This window comes from Pseudomonas sp. NPDC086566 (assembly GCF_050280885.1).
GTDB lineage: Bacteria > Pseudomonadota > Gammaproteobacteria > Pseudomonadales > Pseudomonadaceae > Aquipseudomonas > Aquipseudomonas vlassakiae.
Map to the genome: position 1 here is coordinate 375025 of NZ_JBNNWD010000006.1, position 24731 is coordinate 399755.

25 protein-coding genes are annotated in these 24731 nt (G+C 63.1%); 12 read left to right on the plus strand and 13 right to left on the minus strand.

Annotated elements, in window-relative coordinates:
• Nucleotides 1–2: 2 nt before the first annotated feature.
• Entirely contained in the window at nucleotides 3–1304 is a 1302-nt protein-coding gene (gene hmgA, locus ACQKPS_RS16595) for a homogentisate 1,2-dioxygenase (protein ID WP_427604911.1), read from the minus strand.
• 113 nt (nucleotides 1305–1417) lie between these two features.
• On the opposite strand from hmgA, the gene ACQKPS_RS16600 reads away from it, so the two are divergent.
• Nucleotides 1418–2200 carry an IclR family transcriptional regulator gene (locus tag ACQKPS_RS16600; RefSeq protein ID WP_254481416.1) on the plus strand — a complete coding sequence of 261 codons (783 nt, stop codon included), beginning with the start codon at nucleotides 1418–1420 and terminating at the stop codon, nucleotides 2198–2200.
• Between the two features lie 210 nt (nucleotides 2201–2410).
• Here ACQKPS_RS16600 and ACQKPS_RS16605 read toward each other — a convergent pair whose 3' ends face one another.
• The 4 genes from ACQKPS_RS16605 to ACQKPS_RS16620 all read right to left on the minus strand — a co-directional run bounded on the left by ACQKPS_RS16605 (nucleotide 2411) and on the right by ACQKPS_RS16620 (nucleotide 5572).
• On the minus strand, nucleotides 2411–3313 hold the full coding sequence (locus ACQKPS_RS16605; protein ID WP_313201595.1) for an SDR family oxidoreductase: 903 nt from the start codon (nucleotides 3311–3313) through the stop codon (nucleotides 2411–2413).
• A gap of 115 nt (nucleotides 3314–3428) precedes the next feature.
• Nucleotides 3429–4334: an alpha/beta fold hydrolase gene (locus ACQKPS_RS16610; protein WP_427604913.1), complete on the minus strand. Its 906-nt coding sequence runs from the start codon at nucleotides 4332–4334 to the stop codon at nucleotides 3429–3431.
• Nucleotides 4335–4509: 175 nt separating this feature from the next.
• The gene (locus tag ACQKPS_RS16615; protein WP_176507713.1) at nucleotides 4510–5196 is read right to left on the minus strand and encodes an LrgB family protein; all 687 of its coding nucleotides are present in this window, start codon (nucleotides 5194–5196) and stop codon (nucleotides 4510–4512) included.
• Nucleotides 5186–5572, minus strand: a complete 387-nt coding sequence (locus tag ACQKPS_RS16620) for a CidA/LrgA family protein (RefSeq protein ID WP_427604916.1) — start codon at nucleotides 5570–5572, stop codon at nucleotides 5186–5188. Before ACQKPS_RS16620 ends, ACQKPS_RS16615 begins: the two co-directional genes overlap by 11 nt.
• A 99-nt stretch (nucleotides 5573–5671) precedes the next feature.
• Here ACQKPS_RS16620 and ACQKPS_RS16625 point away from each other — a divergent pair, with 99 nt between their 5' ends.
• Nucleotides 5672–6550, plus strand: coding sequence for a LysR family transcriptional regulator (locus ACQKPS_RS16625; protein WP_254481421.1), 879 nt, complete (start codon nucleotides 5672–5674; stop codon nucleotides 6548–6550).
• Nucleotides 6551–6578: 28 nt separating this feature from the next.
• Here the strand turns inward: ACQKPS_RS16625 and ACQKPS_RS16630 are convergent, their stop codons facing one another.
• Nucleotides 6579–7034, minus strand: a complete 456-nt coding sequence (locus tag ACQKPS_RS16630; protein ID WP_283724800.1) for a flavodoxin — start codon at nucleotides 7032–7034, stop codon at nucleotides 6579–6581.
• Between the two features lie 106 nt (nucleotides 7035–7140).
• On the opposite strand from ACQKPS_RS16630, the gene ACQKPS_RS16635 reads away from it, so the two are divergent.
• Nucleotides 7141–7569, plus strand: a complete 429-nt coding sequence (locus ACQKPS_RS16635) for a PAS domain S-box protein (RefSeq protein ID WP_254481423.1) — start codon at nucleotides 7141–7143, stop codon at nucleotides 7567–7569.
• Nucleotides 7570–7629: 60 nt separating this feature from the next.
• The gene (locus ACQKPS_RS16640) at nucleotides 7630–8250 is read left to right on the plus strand and encodes a PilZ domain-containing protein (RefSeq protein WP_427604918.1); all 621 of its coding nucleotides are present in this window, start codon (nucleotides 7630–7632) and stop codon (nucleotides 8248–8250) included.
• Here ACQKPS_RS16640 and ACQKPS_RS16645 read toward each other — a convergent pair.
• Nucleotides 8235–9167, minus strand: coding sequence for a MerR family transcriptional regulator (locus tag ACQKPS_RS16645; RefSeq protein WP_427604920.1), 933 nt, complete (start codon nucleotides 9165–9167; stop codon nucleotides 8235–8237). The two genes, ACQKPS_RS16640 and ACQKPS_RS16645, sit on opposite strands and share 16 nt — an antisense overlap.
• 218 nt (nucleotides 9168–9385) lie before the next feature.
• Here ACQKPS_RS16645 and ACQKPS_RS16650 point away from each other — a divergent pair, with 218 nt between their 5' ends.
• From ACQKPS_RS16650 to ACQKPS_RS16665, 4 genes are all read left to right on the plus strand, one after another.
• Nucleotides 9386–9946, plus strand: a complete 561-nt coding sequence (locus ACQKPS_RS16650; RefSeq protein ID WP_313201590.1) for an antibiotic biosynthesis monooxygenase — start codon at nucleotides 9386–9388, stop codon at nucleotides 9944–9946.
• Between the two features lie 76 nt (nucleotides 9947–10022).
• Nucleotides 10023–10715, plus strand: a complete 693-nt coding sequence (gene folM / locus ACQKPS_RS16655) for a dihydromonapterin reductase (RefSeq protein ID WP_427604923.1) — start codon at nucleotides 10023–10025, stop codon at nucleotides 10713–10715.
• A 9-nt stretch (nucleotides 10716–10724) separates the two neighbouring features.
• Nucleotides 10725–11021 carry a DUF1244 domain-containing protein gene (locus tag ACQKPS_RS16660; RefSeq protein ID WP_054884724.1) on the plus strand — a complete coding sequence of 99 codons (297 nt, stop codon included), beginning with the start codon at nucleotides 10725–10727 and terminating at the stop codon, nucleotides 11019–11021.
• Nucleotides 11014–11355 (plus strand): HopJ type III effector protein, encoded by a 342-nt coding sequence (locus ACQKPS_RS16665; protein WP_254481428.1) that lies wholly within the window; start codon nucleotides 11014–11016, stop codon nucleotides 11353–11355. Before ACQKPS_RS16660 ends, ACQKPS_RS16665 begins: the two co-directional genes overlap by 8 nt.
• Before the next feature lie 30 nt (nucleotides 11356–11385).
• Here ACQKPS_RS16665 and ACQKPS_RS16670 read toward each other — a convergent pair whose 3' ends face one another.
• Nucleotides 11386–12294, minus strand: coding sequence for an alpha/beta hydrolase family protein (locus ACQKPS_RS16670; protein ID WP_427604926.1), 909 nt, complete (start codon nucleotides 12292–12294; stop codon nucleotides 11386–11388).
• Between the two features lie 78 nt (nucleotides 12295–12372).
• Entirely contained in the window at nucleotides 12373–13584 is a 1212-nt protein-coding gene (gene fabV, locus ACQKPS_RS16675) for an enoyl-ACP reductase FabV (protein ID WP_427604928.1), read from the minus strand.
• A gap of 248 nt (nucleotides 13585–13832) precedes the next feature.
• On the opposite strand from fabV, the gene ACQKPS_RS16680 reads away from it, so the two are divergent.
• Nucleotides 13833–15011 carry an acetyl-CoA C-acetyltransferase gene (locus tag ACQKPS_RS16680; protein WP_427604930.1) on the plus strand — a complete coding sequence of 393 codons (1179 nt, stop codon included), beginning with the start codon at nucleotides 13833–13835 and terminating at the stop codon, nucleotides 15009–15011.
• Nucleotides 15012–15079: 68 nt separating this feature from the next.
• Here the strand turns inward: ACQKPS_RS16680 and metE are convergent, their stop codons facing one another.
• Nucleotides 15080–17365, minus strand: coding sequence for a 5-methyltetrahydropteroyltriglutamate--homocysteine S-methyltransferase (gene metE, locus ACQKPS_RS16685; protein WP_427604932.1), 2286 nt, complete (start codon nucleotides 17363–17365; stop codon nucleotides 15080–15082).
• A 216-nt stretch (nucleotides 17366–17581) separates the two neighbouring features.
• Between metE and ACQKPS_RS16690 the strand changes: the two genes are divergently transcribed.
• The gene (locus tag ACQKPS_RS16690; RefSeq protein WP_254481433.1) at nucleotides 17582–19069 is read left to right on the plus strand and encodes a methylenetetrahydrofolate reductase C-terminal domain-containing protein; all 1488 of its coding nucleotides are present in this window, start codon (nucleotides 17582–17584) and stop codon (nucleotides 19067–19069) included.
• On the opposite strand, the gene yjiA is transcribed toward ACQKPS_RS16690, so the two are convergent.
• The 3 genes from yjiA to ACQKPS_RS16705 form a co-directional block, all read right to left on the minus strand.
• Entirely contained in the window at nucleotides 19029–20006 is a 978-nt protein-coding gene (gene yjiA / locus ACQKPS_RS16695; RefSeq protein ID WP_254481434.1) for a GTPase, read from the minus strand. The two genes, ACQKPS_RS16690 and yjiA, sit on opposite strands and share 41 nt — an antisense overlap.
• A 78-nt stretch (nucleotides 20007–20084) precedes the next feature.
• On the minus strand, nucleotides 20085–20282 hold the full coding sequence (locus tag ACQKPS_RS16700) for a YbdD/YjiX family protein (RefSeq protein ID WP_283724808.1): 198 nt from the start codon (nucleotides 20280–20282) through the stop codon (nucleotides 20085–20087).
• A gap of 13 nt (nucleotides 20283–20295) precedes the next feature.
• Complete coding sequence (locus ACQKPS_RS16705) at nucleotides 20296–22362, minus strand: carbon starvation CstA family protein (RefSeq protein WP_254481436.1); 2067 nt, start codon at nucleotides 22360–22362, stop codon at nucleotides 20296–20298.
• Between the two features lie 165 nt (nucleotides 22363–22527).
• On the opposite strand from ACQKPS_RS16705, the gene ACQKPS_RS16710 reads away from it, so the two are divergent.
• Nucleotides 22528–22911: a PilZ domain-containing protein gene (locus tag ACQKPS_RS16710; protein ID WP_283724809.1), complete on the plus strand. Its 384-nt coding sequence runs from the start codon at nucleotides 22528–22530 to the stop codon at nucleotides 22909–22911.
• Between the two features lie 242 nt (nucleotides 22912–23153).
• Nucleotides 23154–24671 carry a nucleobase:cation symporter-2 family protein gene (locus ACQKPS_RS16715; protein ID WP_254481438.1) on the plus strand — a complete coding sequence of 506 codons (1518 nt, stop codon included), beginning with the start codon at nucleotides 23154–23156 and terminating at the stop codon, nucleotides 24669–24671.
• Nucleotides 24672–24731: the final 60 nt, after the last annotated feature.

Consider the following 24731-nt stretch of genomic DNA (forward strand, 5'->3'; position numbering starts at 1 on the left):
GGTTATCTCCGGTTCGGGTTGAAGGTGCTCGGCAAGGTGGCCCAGCAACTATCGTAGTCGGCCTGCAACTGCGGGCTGTCGAGTGCCTGCAGGCTCGGGCGCAGCACCTGGCTGGTCTCGAACATGAAAGCCATGGTGTTGTCGATCTTGTGCGGAGCCAGTTCGGCAGCGATGGCCTTTTCGCAGGTTTCGGCATCCGGGCCGTGGGCGCTCATCACCCCATGCAGCGAGGCACCGCCCGGCAGGAACCCTTCGGCCTTGGCGTCGTAGGCACCGTTGATCAGGCCCATGAATTCGTTCATCAGGTTGCGGTGGAACCACGGTGGACGGAAGGTGTTCTCGGCCACCATCCAGCGCGGCGGGAAGATCACGAAGTCCATGTTGGCCATGCCATGCACGCTGGTCGGCGAAGTCAGCACGGTGAAGATCGACGGGTCCGGGTGGTCGAAGCTGACCGTGCCAAGGGTGTTGAAGCGGCGCAGGTCATACTTGTAGGGCACGTTGCTGCCGTGCCAGGCGACCACGTCCAGCGGCGAGTGCTGCAGCTGGCAGGCCCAGTGCTCACCCAGGAACTTCTGCACCAGTTGCACCGGGCCATTGAGCTCTTCGTAGTGCGCCACCGGGGTGAGGAAATCACGCGGGTTGGCCAGGCCATTGCTGCCGATCGGCCCCAGGTCCGGCAGGCGCAGCGGCGCGCCGTGGTTTTCGGCGATGTAGCCGCGGGCCTGGCCATCGGGCAGTTCGACACGGAACTTCATGCCCCGCGGGATCACGGCGATTTCCTGAGGCTCGACATCCACGACACCCAGTTCGGTCGCGATGCGCAGGCGGCCCTGTTCCGGCACCAGCAGCAGCTCGCCGTCGGCGTTGAAAAACACCCGTTCCATGGAGCGGTTGGCGCGGTAGATGTAAATGCTGACCCCTGCCGGCTTTTCCGCGGCCGAATTGGCCACCATCGGCAGCCAGCCTTCGATGAAGTCGGTTGGCTCGCTGGGGATGGGCTGCGGATTCCAGCGCAGGCGGTTGGGCGTGACCGCGCCCAGCGGGCCGCCCAATGGCTGGCGCTGCAGGCGCTCGAAGCGCGGGTGCAAGGCCGACGGGCGGATGCGATACAACCAGGTACGGCGCAGCTCGCTACGGGCCATGGTGAACGCCGTGCCCGACAGCAGTTCAGCGTACAAACCGAAGGGGGCCTTCTGTGGCGAGTTTTGCCCGACCGGCAGGGCGCCTGGCAGGGCTTCGCTGGCGAATTCGTTGCCGAAACCGCTCAGGTACTGAAGATCGGGGGACGTGTCGCGGTTCATCGAAGCCTCCGGATTTTGTTTTTATCGTAATCAGATTACGAATAACGTAATTTGCTCCCCGCCAGGCGTCAAGCTATAAAGGCGCGACGCGAAAAATCCGGAAGCTTCCTACCATGGCCAAAGCCAGCTCCCCCGCCGACAACGGCAAGCAGAAAGTCCGCTCGGCGGAAGTCGGCACCGACATCCTCAAGGCCCTCGCCGAACTGTCGCCGTCTACCTCGCTGTCGCGCCTGGCCGAGCACGTGCAAATGCCGGCGAGCAAGGTGCACCGCTACCTGCAGGCGCTGATCGCCAGTGGTTTCGCCGAGCAGGATGGCGCCACCAACCACTATGGCCTGGGGCGTGAGGCATTGCGCGTGGGGCTGGCGGCGCTGGGCAGCATCGATGTGCTGAAAGTGGCGGCGCTGCCACTGTCGCAATTGCGCGATGAGCTGAACGAGAGTTGCTTCCTCGCCGTGTGGGGCAATCAGGGCGCCACCGTGGTCAGCATCGAGCCCGCCGTGCGTGCAGTCACGGTGGTGACCCAGATCGGCTCGGTGCTGCCGCTGCTCAGCTCCTCCACCGGCCTGGTGTTTGCTGCCCATCTGCCCGAGCGTGAGACCGTCGAGTTGCGTGATCGCGAACTGGCCGCGCTGCAGCAGCGCGCCAGCGACTACGAAGGCTTGCTGGCAGGCATCCGCCAACGGGGCCTGCACCATGTGCACGGCCTTTTGATGCCAGGTGTGGATGCGTTATCTGCCCCGGTCTTCAACGCCATGGGGCAGATCGCGGCGGTGATGACCGTGGTCGGCCCGACCTCGATCTTCCACGCCGATGAACACGGACCAGCCGCACAGCGCCTGCTGGCAGCGGCGCGTGATACCAGCTGGCGCATGGGCTATTCGCCAGCGGCGTGAAGTACCCGGCCGGCACTATTGCCCGAAACGTAAAGGTGAATGTCACAAGCGGCTATTTTTCCCACCGGATCAAGCGCTTATTCTTTCCTCACTGGCCGGCATGAAGGGCTCTACCCCCCGCCTTTCAGGCCCGCGAGGTTCACCGACGTTGATTTTGAAGCTCCTTGATCTAACGTCTCGATTGGCCGCTGCGTCTTGCAGCGGCCTTTTTTATTTCTGCAGGTTGGCCATCATCTGTTGCAACGCCTGCAGGTTGTCCTGGGGGTGCACTGCCCCTTCGAAATCACCAATTTGCGCCCAGTGTTGGGCAACCTGCTCCGGGGTGAACCCCTGCTCGGGATCGAACCCGACGCCGAGGCTACGCTCCCAGCGCACCTTGCCCACCCAGCCACCGCCCACTTCGAACAGTTCGCCGCTGTCCTGGCACTGCTCGCTGCCCAGGTACACCACCAAAGGGCTGATCAACTCGGGCCTGAGCCGCTCGAACACCTGCGGGGGTATCAGCCCTTCGGTCATGCGCGTGCCACCGGTCGGGGCGATGGCATTGACCAGCACGCCATGCTTGCGTCCTTCGATGGCCAAGGTGCGGGTCAGGCCATACAGCCCCAGCTTGGCCATGCCGTAGTTGGCCTGGCCGAAGTTGCCGTAGATGCCCGAGGTGGAGGCGGTGAAGATTACCCGCCCCCAGTTCTGCTCGCGCAGGTGTGGCCAGGCAGCCCGAGTGACCTTGTAGGCGCCTTCGACGTGGACCTTGTAGACCAGCTCCCAATCGCTGTCGTCCATTTTGTGGAAGGCCTTGTCGCGCAGGATGCCGGCGTTGTTCACCAGCACATCGACCCTGCCGAAACTGTCCAGCGCTTGTTCGACGATGCGCGCACCGTCGCCCACCGAATCGTGGTTGGCCACCGCCGTGCCCCCGGCAGCGCGGATTTCGGCCACGACCTTGTCGGCGGCCGACGCATTGGCACCTTCTCCATGGGTCGAGCCGCCCAGGTCATTGACCACGACCCTGGCGCCACGTGCGGCAAACAGCAAGGCATGGGCTCGGCCCAGGCCGCCACCGGCCCCGGTTACGATCACTACACGGTCTTGCAGACGTACCGGCTCGCTCATGCTCAAGGCTCCAGGTCAGGTTGAATGCATCGATTGTCCGCCCGCCCAGGCACGCGGACAATCAAGCTCACCCTGGCTGAATGCCGGGCGATAACGGCAGGCGATGATCGCGGACTCAGGACCAGGCGACTTTCTGCGGCAGAAAGCTCAGCAGCTGTTCGCGAAAGGCCAGGTAATGGCGCAATACCTGCACCGGCGCTTCGGTGTGTGGGTAATGGCCGATGCCTTGCAGCTGCACGATATCGGGGTCAGGCACCAGCTGCCGATAGCGCTCGACCATCTGCACACCGGATAAAGGGTCAGCGATGCCATTTATGAACCGCAGCGGCACACCACCGCGCTGCAATGCCCAGACCCAGCGCTCGCGATGCTGCCTTCGCTCAGGCTGGTAGCCCACCAGCTTGTGCAGGATGCGCGTACCGTGATGGCTGGCGATCAGGCTCCAGCAATCGTCCAGCGCGCTTTCACTGGGGTGGGTGCACGGGCCGTAGATCTGGGTGACGTTGCGCACCAGATCGTCGCGCCCGAACGAACGCCCCACCAGCCAGCCCAGGCGGCTGAGCAGTAGCTTCTGGATTCTTGGGATCTGACAGCTTTCCGGGAACAGGCCACTGTTGAGGAACACGCAGCTGGCGATATTGGCACGCTGTTCGTGGTGGCGCGACAGCAGTTCCTGAGCGACGCTGCCACCGTAGTCATGCGCCAGCAGGTGTATCGGCTGGTCAATATCCAGATGGCTCAGCAGCGCCTGCTGCAGGTCTGCTTGCTCGATCAGGCTGTAGCGGTGGTTGAGCGGCTTGGCAGAATCGCCGAAGCCGAGCATGTCGCAGGCGATCACCCGGAAGCGCTGGGCCAGCGGAGCCCACAGGTAATGCCAATCCCAACTTGCGGTGGGAAATCCGTGCAAAAGAAGCAGGGGCTCTCCTTGCCCTGCGGTCCAGTAGCGGATGCTCTGGCCCCGGAACGAAAAATCCTGCCCCCGGGTACGCCAGACGCGCAATGGAATCTCGGCCATAGGCATCAGAATTGTCCCGGTGGAGGGGTGATGACGGAATAGGGCAAGGCTGCGGTCATTGCATTCACCTCGGCACTTTCATGTGCTCTCTATATCGAGGCCGAGTGTAGTCACCGGTCCATCATGTGAAAATTGCGTTGACAGCCAGCTTGATGACCGAGCGAGTCAGTGGCACGTATGGTCACAGCAGCATCGCCAGCAACGGCGCGGCGAACAGGTTGAGCAGGCCGGTGAGGACCATGACCAGGCCGGCCACCGAACCCTCTTCACAGCCCACTTCCCGAGCCCGGCTGACCCCCGCACCATGCGCGCCCACACCGAATAGCGCACCACGCGCCAGGGGGGTGCGCAATGGCAGCCAGCGCAGCAGCAGACCCCCGAACATGGCCCCCAGCACCCCGGTGAACATCACGAATACCGCCGTCAGCTCTGGTACGCCACCCAGGTCATGGGCCAGCGGCATGGCGAAGGGCGTAGTGATCGAACGCGGCACCAGCGACAGGCTGATCGCATCATCCAGTGCCAGCAGGTGCGCCAGGCTCCAGGAACTGGCGATCGACGCCGCGCTGCCGGCCACCATCCCCATCAGCAGCGCAGGCCAATGCCGCGCCAGCATCGCCCGCTGTTGCCAGATCGGCACGGCGAAGGCCACGGTCACCGGGCCCAGCACGCTCATCAGCCAATGGGTGTTGCGCGAATATTCGGCGTAGGCCGTGTGCAATGGCACAGCCACCGCCAACAGCAATGCCGGGACCAGAATCAGCGGCGACATCAGGTAGCGCCCGGTGCGCCGGTACAGCCAGCGGCTGGCCAGGTAGGCGGCCAAGGTCAGCGCCAACCAGAACAGCGGCATGGGTTCAAGGCTCACGGCGCAGCCTCCAGCGGCAGACCATCTCCACGGTGACGGCGGTCACCACCATGACCATCAGCGTGCTCACGGCAATGACCAGCAAGATACGCCAACCTTCGCTGCGCACCAGGCTGCCGTAGTCGAGCAGGCTCATCAGTGCCGGGATGAAGAACAGCAGCATTTCCGCCATCAGCCAGCCAGCGCCCATCTGCAAGGTGGCAGGCTTGAGCACACCAAAAGCGAACAGCAGCAACAGCAGGCCAAGGCCCATCACCCCGCCCGGGATCGGCCAGCTCAGCCAGGCGGCCAGTTGGCCACCGAACAGGAACAAGGCAAGCAGGACCGCCAGCTCGAATAGCAGGCGCAGGGTTTTTTTCATTAATGCGGGTTTCATGGGCGGGCGTTCCTCGACAGGCCCTCATTTTAAGATTCGTCTGCCTAGGCCAAAAGCGAATTGTTAGACTGGCAGCCATTCCACAATGGAATTGCGACCATGGAATTCAAACAGCTGCGCAGCTTCATCGAAGTCATCCATCGCGGCGGCTTTACCCAAGCCGCGCAGACCCTGCACATCAGCCAGTCAGCCGTGAGCAAGCAAGTCGCTCAGCTGGAGCAAGATGTGGGCCAACCGCTGCTTGAGCGCCAGGCCTCGCAGCTGCATCTGACGGCAGCCGGGCGCATCGTGCTGGAGCGCGGCGAAGCGCTGCTGCGCCAGCGTCAGGAGCTGCTCAGTGAGCTGGACGACCTCAGCCACATGGCCCGCGGCGAGTTGCGCCTGGGCTTGCCGATGCTGGGCAGCGATACCTTGTTCGCCGGGTTGTTCGCCGAATACCGCAGGCGCCATCCGAACATCGCCATTCAGCTGCTTGAGGGCGGCAGCCGTAGCGTCGAACAGGCAGTCAAGAGTGGCGAACTGGAGCTGGGCGGCAGCCTCACCCCGAGCGACCCGGCGTTCGAATACCAGCCGTTCTGCAATGAACCGCTGGATGCCCTGCTGCCGGCCGGGCATGGGCTTGCCGGGCTGGGCCCGTTGAGCTTGAAGCAGTTGGCGGATACGCCGTTTCTGCTGTACCAGCGCAGCTTCGTGCTCAACGACCGCTTGCTCAGGGCTTGTCAGCAGCAAGGCTTCACCCCGAAGGAAGGGGGCCGCAGCGGCCAGGCGGATTTCCTCGTGGCGCTGGTCGCGGCCGGCCAGGGCGTGGTGCTGCTGCCCCGAGTGGTGGCAAAAGCGCTGGAGCGCCCTGGGGTGGTGCGCTTGCCGCTCGAGGCGCCGGCGGATCTACGCTGGGATATCGCTTTCATCTGGCGGCGCGGAGCCTACCTGTCGCGTGCGGCGCAGGCCTGGCTCGCGTTGCTGAGGGAGAAAGCATGAGCAGGCCAGTACCAGCTGTAGAAATACCTCAGGCTTTCAGTGCTTGAGCAAGCGCTGCCAGCCAAGGCTCGGCATCGGCCTCTGGAGTCACGGTCTCGCTGGCATCAAGCTTCAGCATCGGCAGCACTTCCCGTACCCCCAGTTCGGCGAACAGCTCACGCATCTGCTCGCCACCGCCGCAATAGGTGTCGCCATAGCTCGAATCGCCCAGGGCAATCACCGCGCCCGGCAGCCCACGCCAGGCCGCAGGCAGGGTGTCGCGAATGCTGCTGAACAGCGGCATCAGGTTATCTGGCAGTTCCCCCATGCCGGTGGTCGAAGTCACCGCGAGCAACGCTTGCGGGCCAAAGCCCTCAAGATCCTGCTGGGTGGCACGCGCAGCATGCCAGGCTTCAAGGCCGGCAGCCTTGAGCAACGACTCGGCATGGCGGGCGACTTCTTCGGCGGTGCCGTACACCGAACCGGAAATAATGGCGACTTTCATCAGGAAGAGGATTCCGAAACTGAGTGAAAACGTAGGATACTAGCATTCGGCGCCGGCAAAAGGCGGCCTCCATCCAAGTCCCCTTCATTGCCCCAATGGTCCGGACATGATCAACGCGCAGCTGCTGCAATCGATGGTCGAAGCATCCAACGACGGGATCGTGGTCGCCGAACAGGAAGGCGACGACACCATCCTAATCTACGTGAACGCGGCCTTCGAACGCCTGACCGGCTACGGCCGGGATGAAATCCTCTATCAGGATTGCCGCTTCCTGCAGGCCGATGATCGCGATCAACTGGGCCGAGCCCGCATTCGCAAGGCATTGGCCGAAGGCCGTCCCTGCCGTGAAGTACTGCGCAACTACCGCAAGGATGGCAGTGCATTCTGGAACGAGCTGTCGATCACCCCGGTGAGGCATGCTGGCGATCAGCGCACCTATTTCATCGGTATCCAGAAGGACGTCAGCCGGCAAGTCGAACTCGAGCGCGAACTGGCCGAACTGCACGCTCGTCGGAATTCCGACGAACGCGCCTGAACCAAGCGCTGTGAACATGGTCAATTCCCGTTGAAGAAATCGTCATCATCGAGTTCGATCATGCAAGCAGAAGCGCTCCTGACCCAGGACGAACTGGATTTCATCCAGGACATGCAGCATTCCCCGCAATTGAACCTGGCCGACTCAATGTCGAGCCTGCTGGTCAATGGCGACCGCCAGATCCAGTCACTGCTCGCCCGCCTGGTGGCCAACGAGCAGGTGACCCTGCAGGCGCAGTTCAACAACCAGCAGATCAGCTTCCCGCTGCAACTGGTGGAAGACGAGTTCCATGCCGTTCACCTGCAGATCGGCTCACCGGAAATCTACGAAGACGACGGCCCCACACTGCGCCCCTGGCGCCTGACGATGGAGCAGCCCAGCGCCCTGCTGGATGCCCAGGGCAAGGCCAGTGGCCTGCTGGTCAGGGACATTTCATTCAAGGGTGCGTTGCTCGAGGTGCGTGGACCGGCCAAAGCCCCTTCGCGTTTCGATCTGCATTTCGCCCCGGATGGCACCAGCCCGATCAGCCTGCATGGCAGGCTGCGCCGACGTATCGGCCCGGACCTGGCGGCCTACGACCTCAGCCGCAGCGCGGCCGAAGAAATCGACCGACTGCGCGAGTACATCCTGCAGGCCCATCGCCAGGCCCATCCAGAACTGCACGATCAGGTATCGAGCTGACCTGCCAGATACTGTTGCAAGCGGCGCCGCATCAGCTGACTTTCCGCACCGAGGCATGCAACCGGGCTGCCCGCCAGGCTGTCCTGAGCGTTCTCGGACGCCTCACCGGCTAGCAGCAATGGGCATTCCAGGCCTGCTGCCAGGCGCCGCAGGCGCTTGTTCAATTCGACGGTCGGCGCGTGGTTGGCGAACAGCACTAGCGCATCGGGCCGCAGGCGCTCACAGACCAGCGGCAGTTCGTCCAGCGACTGGCCGGGCATGAGCAGGCTCACGCCAATGTCCTCGCAGCCCAGCAGCAAGCCGGTCACCAGCAGTTCCAGTTCGTGACACAGCCCCGGAAGGGGAGCCAGCAGCACATGGCGCGCCCGCGGCTGACGGGAGAGCTGCAAACGGGAGAACACCCGGCCACGCAGGAACTGGTCGAGGAACAGCCACTCGCTGGCCTGGCCGAACGCCCCCTGCCCCGCCGCCAGGTCATGCCAGACGGGCAGGAATACATCGCTGAACACCTGGTCCAGAGCGATTGCCGCGAACACCTGATCGAACAGCAGATCCAGGCTTGACGCGTCGAAGCGATTCACCGCCTGGCGTACCTGAGCCTGCCACTGTGCCCTGCTGTCAGGCGATACCACGGCCTGGGCGACGGCCTGGCCGCGAGCAAGAATGCCGCCGACCTTGCTGACCGCCACGCCACGTTCGAGCCAACCCAGGATGTTCCGGACCTGTTCGATATCTGCCTGGGAATACAGCCGGTGACCACTTTCGGTACGTGTCGGCTGGATCAGCCCATAACGGCGCTCCCAGGCACGCAGGGTCACGGCGTTGACGCCGGTCAGGCGGGAAACCTCACGGATGGGGAACAGGTCCTGGTGTTGCAGGCCTGCCTCGATAGCCGAGCTACGTCCCTGTTTGTTCATCTGCACTGGAGTGACCTGTGTGCGGAAGTTGAACGGCCATTCTACTACGACATCAGGTGCTGCAAGCCAGCAACCGTTTGCGATCAATGGCCAAGGCAGTCTGTCACCAGGATGCCGCCGCGTGCCCGATTCTTGCATGCAGATAGACGTCGCCCACCACCCCGGGCCACGCAGTCAGGGGCCGGCTACCCGCCAGCCCCGTCGCCAGGAGATACACGATGTCTACCCCACCCGTCACCTTGATGGTGTCGCGCCGCGCCGCCCATGGCCGCTACCAGGACCTGCTGGCCTGGCTGCACGAAGGCGAGCAACTGGCCACCGACTTCCCCGGCTACCTCGGCTCGGGCATCCTCGCCCCGCCCCGCGACAGCGATGAATTCCAGATCATATTCCGCTTCAGCGACGAGCCCACCCTGCACGCCTGGGAGCATTCCGCCTCGCGCCGGGCCTGGCTGGCTCGGGGTAACGGCCTGTTCGAACGCCCCAAAGAGAGGCGCGTCACCGGCATTGATGACTGGTTTGGCACCAGCATGGTGCAAAAACCACCGCGCTGGAAGCAGGCCGTGGCCATCTGGCTGGCCTTCTTCCCGGTCTCGCTGCTGTTCAATGCACTGTTCGGGCATTGGCTCGCTACGTTCGAGCTGGTACCCCGGGTGATGCTCAGCACGCTGGCGCTGACACCCGTCATGGTCTATCTCTTCATCCCGTTGTCCACCCGCCTGCTGGCCAACTGGCTGCACGCCACGCCAACCGCCAGCCCAGGGCTGCGCAGCCGCTGAGCAGAGGTCATACAAGAGCAGACAGTTCGGGTATGCTGGGCAGCAACGACAGGACAGACAAGTTGACCGCCCGCACATGAACAGCCCTATTCTCGTCACCGGCGCCAGCCAGCGCGTCGGGCTGGCCCTGGCCCTTGACCTGGCTCAAGCCGGCCATACGGTAGTCAGTGCCAGCCGCAGCCTCCAGGCGCAGTCCGCGCATCCGAACATCGTGCAGCTCCAGGCCGACCTCTGCGTCAGAGCCGACCGTGAAGCGTTGATCGACCACCTGCAGCGCAACTACGACGGCCTGCGTGCAATCATTCACAACGCCTCGCTGTGGCTCGACGATGGCCTCGACAACCTCGAGACCATGTTCCGCCTGCACGTCGAAGCGCCGTACCACCTCAACCTGGCGCTCGGCGAATTGCTGAACAAGGTCGACAAGGCCGATATCATCCACATCTGCGACGAGACCTCCTCACGCGGCAGCAAGGGCCACATTGGCTACGCGGCGACCAAGGCCGCGCTGCAGAACATGGTGTTGTCGTTCGCCGAAAAATACGCGCCCAAGGTGCACGTCAACGGTATTTTGCCGGGCCTGCTGATCCTCAAGGAAGGCGGTGACGAGGCCTACCGCCAGCAGACCTTGAAAAAGGCCCTGCTGGAATTCGAACCCGGCGCCGGGCCACTGATCGAGACGGTGAAATACCTGCTCGCCAGCCAGTACAGCACCGGCAGCCAGGTGGTCATCAACGGTGGCCGCCATCTGAAGAACCGCATGATCTGAGAGACTGCCATGACTGAGCAACAACAGCTCGAACTCGAAGCCGCCGCGTTCCGGCGCCTGGTCGAACACCTGCAGAAACGCACCGACGTGCAGAACATCGACCTGATGAACCTCTCCGGCTTCTGCCGCAACTGCCTGTCCAAGTGGTACAAGGCCGCCGCTGACGAGCGCCAGGTCGACATCAGCCTGGATGATGCCCGTGAAGCGGTGTACGGCATGCCCTACGCCGAGTGGAAAGCCCAATACCAGAAAGAAGCCAGCGCCGAGCAGCAAGCGGCGTTTGAACAAGGAAAACCTCGTGACTGACCTGAACACCCTGCGCAGCAGCCTGGCCAGCGGCCAACACATCTTCGCCGATACCTTGGCGTTCATCGCCGACAATTACAGCTACCAGCCCCAGGCCTTCAATAACGGTGGCGTGGAGAATGCGGCTGGGCAGAACGAAGGTTCCTGCAAGACCCTGGGCCTGGCCCTGCTGGAAGGCCTGAGCGACCAGGAAGCGCTGCTGGCCTTTGGCGAGCACTACCGCGACGTGCTGGCCACGCCCGAGGGCAGTGACCATGGCAACATCCGTGCGCTGATGAAACATGGCCTGGCTGGCGTGAAGTTCGCCGCGCAGCCGCTTTCGCGCAAGGCTTGAGGTTGCCGGGGCCCTTTGCGGCCCCAGCATTCAATGAATGAGCGTCCCTGGCACTCCGTCCGGCAGCCTGCCCTCCTGCAACCACTGCAACGCTATCGGCCAGAGACTTTCGCGAAACCGGTCATGGAAGAACGCGAAATGGCCAATCCCGCTGACCGCGATATCCACAGGCGCGATACGCAAATGCCGCCGCTGCGCAGGGGGCAGATACCCTAGCAAACGCTCGGTCGCCGCCACCGTGCCGAACGGATCGTCCGTGAGGCTGATGGCCAGGGTTGCGGCCTGCACCTGGGCAAAAGGCAGCATCGCCAGGCCGCGACCGCTCGGGCGCTGTTCATAACGCGGTGTGCGCGTGGTCCAGTCATGCACGACACCGGCCGGGGTGTCTTCCAGCCAGCCCAGGCGTTTGCCGGGGAAATAGCCGAAGGCACGGGTCAGCAACGGCATCACCACATGCCATTTGCCGAACAGCCGCCAGCGCTGGTCGGCCGCATAGTCGCGCCAGTAGGCAAACTGCGCGCCGACCATCACCACCCGCCGCACCTGCCCCGCCGACGGTGCCAGGCCCACGGCGCACCCCCCGAAACTGTGGCCCACCACATCCACCGGCTGGCCGGGAAAATGCTCGGCGGCGTGCGCCAGCATGGCTTCGAAGTCCAGCCTGCCCCAATCGCTCCAGTTAGCCTGGAAGCCGCGCAATGAGGGTGGGCGTGATTCGCCGATACCGCGATAGTCGTAGGTCAGTACATCGCAGCCATGAGCGAACAGGTAGTCGGCAAAGCGCGAATAATAGTGGCAGCGCACCGAGGTGGCCGCGTTGATGATCACCAGCGGGCGCTGGGCATCTGCCTGGGCATGGCGCCAGCAAAAGCCGCCGAGGCTATAGCCGTCGGCCGTGGCCTGGCGAAAGGCAGTGGCGGGTTGGGTGAGGCTGCTCATGGCGCACTTCCTGTTGTTGTGCGCCAAAACTAGCAAAAAAAATGGGGGCCTGTATCGGCCCCCATCTTTTACATCAACTTACAGCTCGATGCAGTCGAACTTCACATCGGTGGCCACGTCTTCGTCGTAGTTGACGTCAGCCCGCTCGAAGCCGAACAGGTTGAGGAACTGCTTCTTGTAACCGGCGTAGTCGGTCAGTTCGAACAGGTTCTCGGTAGTGACCTGTGGCCACATGGCCTTGCACGCGTCCTGTACGTCGTCGCGCAGTTCCCAGTCGTCCAGGCGCAGACGGGCTTTTTCGTCCACTTCAGCCGGGGCGCCATCAGCGCGGTACATGCGGTCGCGGAACATGCGGTCCAGCTGGTCCTGGGTGCCTTCGTGCACACCCTTTTCCTGCATGATCTTGAAGACCATGGACAGGTACAGCGGCATCACCGGGATGGCCGAGCTGGCCTGGGTGACCACCGACTTCAGCACGGCGACATTGGCACCGCCCTTCACTTCAGCGGCCAGCTTCTTGTCCAGGCGCAGCGCGGTTTCGTCCAGGTCCTGTTTGGCCTGGCCCAAGGCGCCGTGCCAGTAGATCGGCCAGGTGATTTCGGTGCCGATGTAGCTGAAGGCCACAGTGCGCGCACCTTCGGCCAGCACCTCAGCGCCGGCCAGGGCGTCGATCCACAGCTGCCAGTCCTGGCCGCCCATGACGGTGACGGTGTCGGCGATTTCCTGCTCGGTGGCCGGCTCGATGCTGGCCTCGATGATGGTGTCCTTGTTGGTGTCGATGGCGGTCGACTTGTACGGCTGGCCGATCGGCTTCAGCGCGGAACGGATTAGTTCACCGGTCTGCGGCAGCTTGCGCACGGGCGAAGCCAGCGAATAGATGACCAGGTCGACCTTGCCACCCATTTCGTTCTTGATCAGCTCGATGACCTTGGCACGGGCTTCATCGGAGAAGGCGTCGCCATTGATCGACTTGCTGTACAGGCCTTCGGCCTTGGCGAACTTGTCGAAGGCAGCGGCGTTGTACCAGCCGGCGGTACCGGCCTTGGTCTCGGTACCTGGTTTTTCGAAGAACACGCCCAGGGTGTCGGCCTTGAAACCGAAGGCCGCGGTGATGCGGGCTGCCAGGCCATAGCCGCTGGAAGCGCCGATGACCAGGACCTTCTTCGGGCCATCCTCGCGCACGCCCAGCTTGCGGGTGGCTTCGATCTGGTCACGGACGTTGAGCTCGCAGCCCTTCGGGTGAGTCGTGGTGCAGATGAAACCGCGAACCTTAGGATGAATGATGGCCAATGTCTGTACCTCGTCAGTGTATGCCGGGGAATCGCCGTAGGGGCAATTCCGATTGATCAGAGGGTGAGACTACCCCCGCAGGTTATCCGACACATATTACGGGCTGATCAGGGGGATGCAAAACCGCGGATCGTCTGCACCCTCATTGATTGGCTTTTCACATCAATCACAAAGAAAAACAAACTTAACAAATCAACCAAACCGGCAGATGCTGGCAGCACTACGCCCATTGCCCGGAGAACAACAACATGAACGACGTGGTCATCGTCGCCGCAACCCGTACCGCCATCGGCAGCTTCCAGGGTGCCCTGGCCAGCGTGCCGGCCGTCGACCTCGGTGCTGCCGTGATCAAGCAGCTGCTGGAGCAGACCCGGCTGGACCCGGCCCAGGTCGATGAAGTGATCCTCGGCCAGGTGCTTACCGCCGGTGCCGGGCAGAACCCGGCGCGCCAGGCAGCGATCAAGGCCGGCCTGCCCTACAGCGTGCCGGCGCTGACCCTGAACAAGGTCTGCGGCTCGGGCCTCAAGGCACTGCACCTGGCCGCTCAGGCAATCCGTTGCGGTGACGCCGAGGTGGTGATTGCCGGCGGCCAGGAGAACATGAGCCTGGCCCCGTACGTAATGCCATCGGCACGCACCGGCCAGCGCATGGGCCATGGCCAGTTGATCGACAGCATGATCAGCGACGGCCTGTGGGATGCCTTCAACGACTACCACATGGGCATCACCGCCGAGAACCTGGTGGAAAAATATGGCCTGAGCCGTGAGCAGCAGGACGCCTTCGCCGCCGAATCGCAACGCAAGGCCGTGGCGGCGATTGAAGCAGGCCGCTTCAAGGACGAGATCACGCCGATAGTGATGCCGCAGAAAAAAGGCGAGCCGAAAGTCTTCGACCGTGACGAACAACCCCGTCCGGACACCACTGCCGATTCGCTGGCCAAGCTGCGCCCGGCTTTCAAGAAGGACGGCAGCGTCACCGCCGGCAACGCGTCCAGCCTCAACGACGGCGCCGCCGCGGTGCTGATGATGAGCGCCAGCAAGGCCCAGGCCCTGGGGCTGCCGATACTGGCGAAGATTGCCAGTTATGCCAGCGCGGGCGTGGACCCGGCGATCATGGGCATCGGCCCGGTGTCGGCAACCCAGCGCTGCCTCGACAAGGCTGGCTGGCAGCTGGCCGACCTTGACCTGATCGAAGCCAACGAGGCGTTTGCCGCGCAGGCACTGGCGGTGGGCAAGGCGCTGGAGTGGGATGCGAGCAAGGTCAACGTCAACGGCGGGGCGATTGCCCTGGGGCATCCGATCGGTGCGTCCGGATGCCGGGTGCTGGTGACCCTGCTGCATGAAATGATCAAGCGTGATGCCAGGAAAGGGCTGGCCACCTTGTGCATTGGTGGTGGCCAAGGGGTCGCACTGGCGATCGAGCGCTGATTCAAGATTGATCAGGCCGCCTCTTCGCGGGCACGCCCGCGAAAGGGCCGGAACTGATCCCCCAGGAGTCAGGCTGTAGCGCGTAACTCGCGCGCAGCCGCCACCATGTTCACCAGGGCCGCCTCGGTCTCGGGCCAGCCACGGGTCTTCAACCCGCAATCCGGGTTTACCCACAACCGCTCTGCGGGAATCCGCTGGGCCGCTTTGCGCAGTAACCTCACCATCTCTTCCCGGCTCGGTACGCGTGGCGAGTGGATGTCATAGACCCCTGGGCCAATCTCGTTCGGATAGTCGAAGCGCTCGAATGCTTCCAGCAATTCCATATCCGAACGCGAGGTTTCAATGGTGATCACATCGGCATCCATCGCAGCAATCGACTCGATCACGTCGTTGAACTCGCTGTAGCACATGTGCGTGTGGATCTGGGTTTCGTCTCGTACTCCCGAAGCACACAGGCGGAAGGCCTCGGTCGCCCATTCGAGATAAGCCGGCCAGGCGCTGCGGCGCAGTGGCAGGCCTTCGCGGAAGGCGGCTTCATCGATCTGCACGACCTTGATACCGGCAGCTTCCAGGTCGAGCACTTCGTCGCGAATCGCCAGTGCCAGCTGCCGCGCCTGCACCTCACGGCTTACGTCCTCACGCGGGAACGACCACATCAGCATGGTCACCGGGCCGGTCAGCATGCCCTTCATGACTTTGCTGGTCAGGCCCTGGGCATAGCGGATCCAGCCCACGGTCATGGCTTTCGGTCGGCTCAGGTCACCATAGATCAGCGCCGGTTTCACGCACCGCGAACCGTAGCTCTGCACCCAGCCGAAACGGGTGAAGGCGTAGCCGTCGAGCTGTTCAGCAAAGTACTCGACCATGTCGTTGCGCTCGGCCTCGCCGTGCACCAGCACGTCCAGGCCGAGGTTTTCCTGGATCTGCACCGCGTGGCGGATCTCGCTCTGCATGGCCTCGATGTAATCGGCTTCGGTCAGCTTGCCTTGCTTGTAGGCCTGGCGCGCCAGGCGAATGGCCGAGGTCTGCGGGAACGAGCCAATGGTGGTGGTCGGGAATGCAGGTAGGTCAAAGCAGGCGCGCTGCCTGGCAATACGCTGTTCGAACGCTGACTTGCGCTGGCTATCGGCAGGCTTGATGGCCGCAAGGCGCTCCTTCACAACCGATTTATGTATACGCGGCGAAGCCGCCCGGCCAGCCTCGATGGCTTGGTTGCGCTGCAGGGCGGCTTCGACATCAGGGGCCTGCGGGACGTTGATGGCCTTGGCCAGCAGCGCAACTTCCTGGCACTTCTGCACCGCGAACGCCAGCCAGCTCTTCAACTCGCTGTCGAGCTGGTCTTCACGGTCCAGGTCTACCGGGCTGTGCAGCAGCGAACAGGAAGGCGCTAGCCAAAGACGCTCACCCAGGCGGTCATGGGCCTGACGCAGGACATCCAGTGCCTTTTCCAGATCGCAACGCCAGACATTGCGGCCGTTGACCACACCCAGCGACAGCACCTTGTAGGCCGGCAGGCGATCAAGAATGGTCGGGAACTGCTCAGGGGCGCGCACCAGGTCGATGTGCAGGCCATCGACTGGCAGGTTGGCCGCGAGGCCAAGGTTGTCTTCAAGGCCACCGAAGTAGGTGGCAACCAGTTTCTTCAGCGGTGCACGCTGGAGGATGTTGTAGACGCGCTCGTAGGCATTTTTCCAGTCCTGTGGCAGATCCAGCGCCAGGATCGGCTCATCGATCTGCACCCATTCCACGCCTTGGCCAGCCAGGCGGTTGAGGATCTGGTCATACAATGGCAGCAGGCGGTCGAGCAGTGCGAGCTTGTCGAATGTGGCCCCTTTGGTCTTGCCCAGCCACAAGTAGGTCAGCGGGCCGATGACCACCGGCTTGACGACATGGCCCAGCGCCTTGGCTTCTTCGACTTCCTCGAACAACTGCTCCCAGCTCAGGGTGAACTGCTGGTCTGCGACAAACTCGGGGACCAGGTAGTGATAATTGGTGTCGAACCATTTGGTCATTTCCTGGGCGTGGGCGCCGCAGCAACTGTCGCTGACGCCACGGGCCATGGCGAACAGGGTTTGCAGGGTCGGCTCGGCGCCATCCTGGCCGCGGAAGCGCTCGGGGATCACGCCGAAGGTCAGCGAATGGGTCAGTACCTGGTCGTACCAGGCAAAGTCGCCAACCGGCAGTACCTCGATCCCGGCGTCCTTCTGCAACTGCCAGTGGGCAGCGCGCAGCTGACTGCCGACGGCACGCAGGCCAGCTTCGTCGAGCTCCCCCCTCCAGAAGGCTTCCTGGGCCTTTTTCAGCTCGCGGTCGCGGCCGATGCGGGGGAACCCCAGGTTATGCGCCAATGCCATGTCTTGTCCCTCAGAATGCTGAAATGAATGAGGGAATTTTCTAGCTAGCGGCTTCTTGAGACAAACTCATTAAATTTGTGACGAACTCAAGAATTACTCATGATGCCGACGATCCTGAATGTCTCGTTCAGAGCAGCACCCTACGCATTCAGACATGAGTCCTGGCGACAACCTGCCGCACAATGCCCACCTGAATACTCCAGGTGCCCTTGAGCCATGAGCCTGCTTAAAGCCGCGCTGCGCGAAAACCAATTCGTCTGCGTAATGGAATTCGTGCCCAAGCCCTCGGCGGAACGCTTCGCCGCGATGGAGGCGATCATGGCCCGCGGGCAGTTGTGTGGCTGGCCGATGACCATCGCCATCGGCGACCGCGTAGGCAGCTCGCTGGACATGTCCCCCCTGGACGCCCTCGCCTCGTTCAACACCCCACTCCCCGCCTTGCCGCACTTTTCAGGCAAGGACCGCGAGCGCCATCATCTGTTGGCTCAGCTGCAGCGCATGGACGCCGCTGGCCTCGATCAGCTGTTGTTACTCACGGGCGACCGCCTGCCCGGGCACCAACCCGGTCAACGCCCAGTGCGCTACCTGGAATCAGTCGCGGCCTTGCTGATTGCGCGCCAGGCTTGCCCGAACTGGCTGCTCGGGGCGGCACTGAACCCGTTCAAGTACCACGAGGAAGAAGGCGGCGCACAGTACTTCAAGGCGGAGAAAAAGCTCGCCGCCGGCGCCGATTTCCTCACCCTGCAACTGGGCTTCGATGCCAGCAAGCACCAGGAAGCCATGCACTGGATGCAGCGCCAGGCGGCGCCGAAACCGATGCTTGCCTGCCTCATGAGCCTGACCCACGGCCGCGCGACCATGCTCGAGCAGGTGGCGGGCGTTACCGTCACCCCCTCGATGCGCAACCTGCTCGAAGCCGAAAGCAAGGTGTCCACGGCCTTTGCCTTGGCGCGCAGTGTCGATCGCCTGGCCTTGCAGATCATCGGCGTGAAGCTGATGGGCTATGCCGGCGTGCACCTGTCGGGCATCCACGAACTCAAGCAGCTGTTGGCACTCGAGGCGCACCTGGAACACTGGCAGGCAGAGATCCATTCATTGGACCACTGGGCGCCGGCCTGGGCCGACAGCTGGCAGATGCCGGGCCTTCCCATCGTCGCGTTCCATCCGCCACAGGACAATTGGCGCCAGGGCGAGTCGATCGTCATGGCCTCAGCCAAGGAGAAAGCCCGCTATCACCTGCTGCACGGCGCCCATTCGCTGCTGTTCAGCCGTGCCAACTGGCTCAGCAAGGCATTCGGTTGGGCCGTACGCCAGCCACTCTGGGCAAGCCCGCGTGGGGCAAGAGTGCTGCACGGGCTTGAACGGGCGGTCAAACGCCCGCTGACAGGCTGCGACACCTGCGGCCGCTGCCGCCTGGAGGACACCCTCTACACCTGCCCGGAAACCTGCCCCAAGGGCCTGGCCAACGGCCCTTGCGGTGGCACGACGCTGAACCGCTGCGAATTTGGCGACCGCGAGTGCATCCACAGCGTCAAGTACCGCACCGCCAAGGCCGTGGGGCAAACCGCCGTGCTTACTGAGCGACTGATCCCGTGCATCGAAGTCGAGACACGCCACCGCAGCTCCTGGCCGCAGTGGTTCGAGGCCCAGCCGCCGCGCCAGCTCAGCCCGCAGCCAGCGCCTCGAACCCAGCCCGAATCTTAGCTTCGGGCAGTTCATCGGCGATGAACACCATGACGCTCTCGCGGCGCTCGTCTGCTGCCCATTCGGCATCCCAGTCGAAACCGTAGAGCTTGAGCACGCCCTGGAACACCAGTCGACGGTCTTCACCGGCAATGTTCAGCACGCCCTTGTAGCGCAGCAACTGCTTGCCGTGCTCTTCCAGCAGTTCGTTCATGAAATCGCTGAGGCGGTCGATGTCCAGCGCGGTCTCGGTGCGCAGCACCAGGGTGGAAATCCGGTCCGGCGTGGCCGGTTTGAGCACCGGGCGCAGGCTGGGCTGGAGGTTGGCGCCCAGGTCCGGATTCAGGTTGAAGCCGCGTACATCGAGCAGCTCGGCGAGGTCGATGCGGCCATGCTCGACCACTCGGATTGCCGCCCGGCCGTTGATCCGCGCCAGGCGCTCACGCAGGGCCTGCACCGCAGCAGGCTCGACCAGGTCGGTCTTGCTCAGCAGCAGGCGGTCGGCAAAACCGACCTGGGCCTGGGCGATGGTCTGAGTCAGGTGCACCTCGGCATGGGCAGCATCGACCAGAGTGATGATGCCATCGAGGATATAGCGATCGCGCAGTTCTTCGTCGATAAAGAATGTCTGCGCCACCGGTGCCGGGTCGGCCAGCCCGGTGCACTCGATCACCAGGCGGTCGAAGGCGATCTCGCCGGCATCCAGGCGTTCGAGCAGCAGGTACAGGGCACGAGTCAGGTCGCCATGGATGCTGCAGCACACGCAGCCGTTGGCCAGGGTCATCACCTGAACCGGCTCGTCGCCCAGCAACTGGCTGTCGATACCGGCCTCGCTGAACTCGTTCTCGATCACGGCGATCTTCAGGCCGTGTTCGGCCTTGAGCATATGCTTGAGCAGCGTGGTCTTGCCGGCACCGAGGAAGCCGGTGAGGACAGTTACGGGAATTGGCGTCTGCACGCAAAAATCTCCTGAAGCTGAAAATGATTGTGGGAGGCCGGTTGCCCGGCCTCCCACAGGTTCACGCGCGTTGTAGGTTCAACAGCACTTGGGCCCGGACTTGCCACCGTAACGTGCTTCCTGGCGTTCGCGGAAGAACGCCTCGTAGGTCATCACCGGTTTGTCCGGGTGCTTGCTGCGCATGTGCTCGACGTAGTTGTCGTAGTCGGGCATGCCGACCATCAGGCGGGCTGCCTGCCCCAGGTATTTACCCAGTCGACCCAGGTCGTTGAACATCACTGCAGTCCTCTCAAGCGTCAGGCAGGGCCTGGAACGGGGTTTCCTTGTCGGTGCGTTCTTTGCGGCCGAGGGCGGCGTAGCCGACCTTGACGGCGAAGAACAGCACGCTGAACACCACCAGCAGGAACAGAATGGTCAGGCCGGCGTTGGTGTAGGCGTTGAAGATCACGTGCTGCATCTGGTCGATGTTCTTGGCCGGCGCCAATACCTGGCCAGCGTCCAGTGCCGTGCTGTACTTCTTGGCCAGGGCCAGGAAACCGACCGCCGGGTTCGGGTCGAACAGCTTGATCAGGCCCGCTGCAGTGGTGCAGATCAGCAGCCAGGCAGCCGGCACCAGGGTGACCCAGATATAGCGCTCGCGCTTCATCTTGATCAGCACCACGGTGCCCAGCATCAGCGCGATACCGGCCAGCATCTGGTTGGAAATACCGAACAGCGGCCACAGGGTGTTGATGCCGCCCAATGGGTCGATCACGCCCTGATACAGCAGGTAGCCCCACAGCGCCACGCAGCCGGCGGTGCCGATCAGGTTGGCAGTCCACGACTCGGTGCGCTTGAGGGCCGGCACGAAGCTGCCCAGCAGGTCTTGCAGCATGAAGCGACCGGCACGGGTGCCAGCGTCCACTGCGGTAAGGATGAACAGCGCCTCGAACAGGATCGCGAAGTGGTACCAGAAGGCCATGGTGTTTTCACCCGGCAACACCTGGTGCAGGATCTGCGCGATGCCCACCGCCAGGGTCGGTGCGCCACCGGCACGGGCAAGTACGGTGTGCTCGCCGATGTCGCGGGCTACCGCTTCGAGCTGCTCAGGGGTAATCAGGAAGCCCCAGCTGCTGACCGTTTGCGCCACCGAAACTGCATCGGCGCCCACCACGGCGGCGGGGCTGTTCATGGCGAAGTACACGCCCGGTTCGATCACCGAGGCGGCAACCATGGCCATGATCGCGACGAACGATTCCATCAGCATGCCGCCGTAGCCGATGTAACGGGCGTTGGCTTCGTTGTCCAGCAGCTTGGGCGTGGTCCCCGAGGAAATCAGCGCATGGAAGCCAGACACCGCGCCGCAGGCGATGGTGATGAACAGGAACGGGAACAGGGTGCCCTTCCACACCGGGCCGGTGCCGTCGGTGAACTGGGTCAGCGCCGGCATTTTCAGCTCGGGCATGGTCACCAGGATGCCGATGGCCAGGGCAATGATGGTACCGATCTTGAGGAAGGTCGACAGGTAATCACGCGGCGCCAGTACCAGCCATACCGGCAGCACAGCGGCAACGAAGCCGTAGCCGACCAGCATCCAGGTGATCTGTACGCCAGTGAAGGTGAACGCCGGGCCCCAGACTGGGTCGGCAGCAATCTGGCCCCCCAGCCAGATCGACGCCAGCAGCAGCACCACACCAACTATCGAGATCTCGCCGATGCGGCCCGGGCGGATGTAGCGCATGTACACGCCCATGAACATCGCGATCGGAATGGTCGCCATTACCGTGAACATGCCCCATGGGCTTTCGGCCAGCGCCTTGACCACGATCAGTGCCAGCACCGCGAGGATGATGATCATGATCAGGAAGCAGCCGAACAGGGCGATGGTACCCGGGATGCGGCCCATCTCCTCGCGCACCATGTCGCCCAGCGAGCGGCCGTTGCGGCGAGTGGAGAGGAACAGGACCATGAAGTCCTGCACCGCACCGGCCAGCACAACGCCGGCGATCAGCCACAGCGTACCGGGCAGGTAGCCCATCTGCGCGGCGAGGACCGGGCCGACCAAGGGGCCGGCACCAGCGATGGCAGCGAAGTGGTGGCCGAAAAGAATGTGCTTGTTGGTGGGAACGTAGTCCAGACCGTCGTTGTTGAGCACCGCGGGGGTGGCCCGGCGAGGGTCGAGTTGCATCACCTTGGTGGCGATGAACAGGCTGTAGTAACGGTAGGCGACCAGGTAGATGGCCACCGCCGCGACCACGATCCACAAGGCATTGATCGCCTCGCCGCGACGCAGGGCAACCACACCCAGCGCGCAGGCTCCTATGACTGCCAGCGCCAGCCACGGAATGTGGCGTAGCAGGCTATTATTGTTGTTCATGGTTTGCTTCCAGCTGGTGGATTGGAAAAGACCGCCCATCGAGTCTAGGGCGTGTCATCGCGCATTGCCACACTTGCTTTGGTCTAGAGCCTCTGCGGCCAGATTGCGGTACCTGATGCACGTCTCCAACTAACTATAGTCAGGATGTCACCCGAGGGCCTGTTCATGAGCGACCACGACGAACGCCGCCGCTTCCAGCGCATCGACTTCGATGCCCCCACCGAGCTGCGCCAGGGCGACCGCCGCTGGCCGGTAAAACTGTTGGATGTGTCGCTCAAGGGCATGCTGGTCGAGCGCCCGCAGCAGTGGGACGCAGACCTGAGCCAGGATTTCGATGCGATCATCCACCTGGACCGTGGAGTGCGCGTGCAGATGCAAGTTGAATTGCGTCATGAGGAACCCGCCCGCCTGGGCTTCGTCTGCTTGTACATCGACGTCGAGTCGATGAGCCATTTGCACCGTCTTGTGGAATTGAACCTGGCCGATAGCACCGAAATGATGCGTGAGCTGCGCGAACTGATCGAAGAATACAATCTGTTAGCTGACTAACAGCCTTCCCATCTTCTGTTTCTTGTCTACCCAGACAGCTTTCTGCCTGGGTAGCAGTGCTTTGTACACACCTCTCTAGCACCGCATTGCATAACTTGGTACGCCTTCTGCATTGAGGTTTTGCACACATTGCAAGCCCCGCTGTTCGCGCTCCGATCAAAATATTGTATACAATTCATGTAGCAATACTTTGTAGGAAATGTCTACAGTAGCGGCACAACAATAAACAGAGAGCCTGCTCCATGACTACGTCCCCTAGCACGTCTCCCGCCCAGCGCCCCGAGGACGAAAACCTCGGGCTGGGTGCCAACCTGGCTTATGGTCTGCAGCATGTGCTGACCATGTATGGCGGGATCGTCGCGGTACCCCTGATCCTGGGTCAGGCAGCCGGCCTCAACGGTGCCGAGATCGGCATGCTGATCGCCGCTTCGCTGTTTGCCGGTGGCCTGGCGACCCTGCTGCAAACGCTGGGTATCCCGTTCTTCGGTTGCCAGCTGCCATTGGTGCAGGGCGTTTCATTCGCTGGCGTCGCGACCATGGGCGCCATCCTCAGCAGTGAGGGCGGTGGTGGCCTGCCGGGTGTGCTCGGCGCGGTCATGGCGGCTTCGGTGATCGGCTTTCTGATCACCCCAGTGTTCTCGCGCATCACCAAGTTCTTCCCACCGCTGGTGACCGGTATCGTCATCACTACCATCGGCCTGACGTTGATGCCGGTTGCCGCGCGCTGGGTGATGGGCGGCAACAGCGCATCGCCGGAGTTCGGCAGCGTGGCCAACATCAGCCTGGCTGCACTGACCTTCGCCATCGTCCTGGTACTGAGCAAACTTGGCAGCGCAACCATTTCGCGGCTGTCGATTCTGCTGGCCATGGTGATTGGCACGCTGATCGCCTGGGCGCTGGGCATGACCGACTTCAGCAAGGTCAGCCAAGGGCCGATGTTCGCCTTCCCCACTCCGTTCCACTTCGGGATGCCGGAGTTCCACATCGCGGCGATCCTGTCGATGTGCATCGTGATCATGGTGACCCTGGTGGAAACCTCGGCCGACATCCTCGCCGTGGGCGAAATCATCGACACCAAGGTCGACTCCAAGCGCCTGGGCAACGGCCTGCGCGCCGACATGGCGTCGAGCATCCTGGCGCCGATCTTTGGCTCCTTCACCCAGAGCGCCTTTGCCCAGAACGTCGGCCTGGTGGCCGTGACCGGGGTCAAGAGCCGCTACGTGGTAGCTACCGGTGGCGTGATCCTGGTGGTACTCGGCCTGTTGCCGGTGATGGGCCGGGTGATTGCCGCCGTACCGACGCCGGTGCTGGGTGGTGCGGGCATCGTGCTGTTCGGCACCGTGGCCGCCAGCGGCATCCGCACGCTGTCGAAGGTCAACTACAAGAACAACGTCAACCTGATCATCGTCGCCGCGTCGCTGGGCTTCGGCATGATCCCGATCGCCGCGCCGACCTTCTACCACAACTTCCCGAACTGGTTCGAGACCATCTTCCACTCGGGGATCAGCTCGGCGGCAATCATGGCGATCCTGCTGAACCTGCTGTTCAACCACTTCCAGACGGGCAACTCGGAGAACCAGTCGGTATTCGCCGCGGCCTACGAGCGCACCATCCAGTACTCGGACATCTCGTGCCTGCGCGATGGTGACTACTTCAAGGATGGCAAGCTGTTCGATGCCGACGACAACGAAGTGCCCGTGATGGAGCTCGACGAGCACGGTAACCAGGCGCCCCGGCGCAGCGCAGTTGCCGAACATTGATCGCTGACTGAGCGGTGAGGTGGGGGGAGCCGATGCGCATCGTCGGCTCCCCTTTTTCAT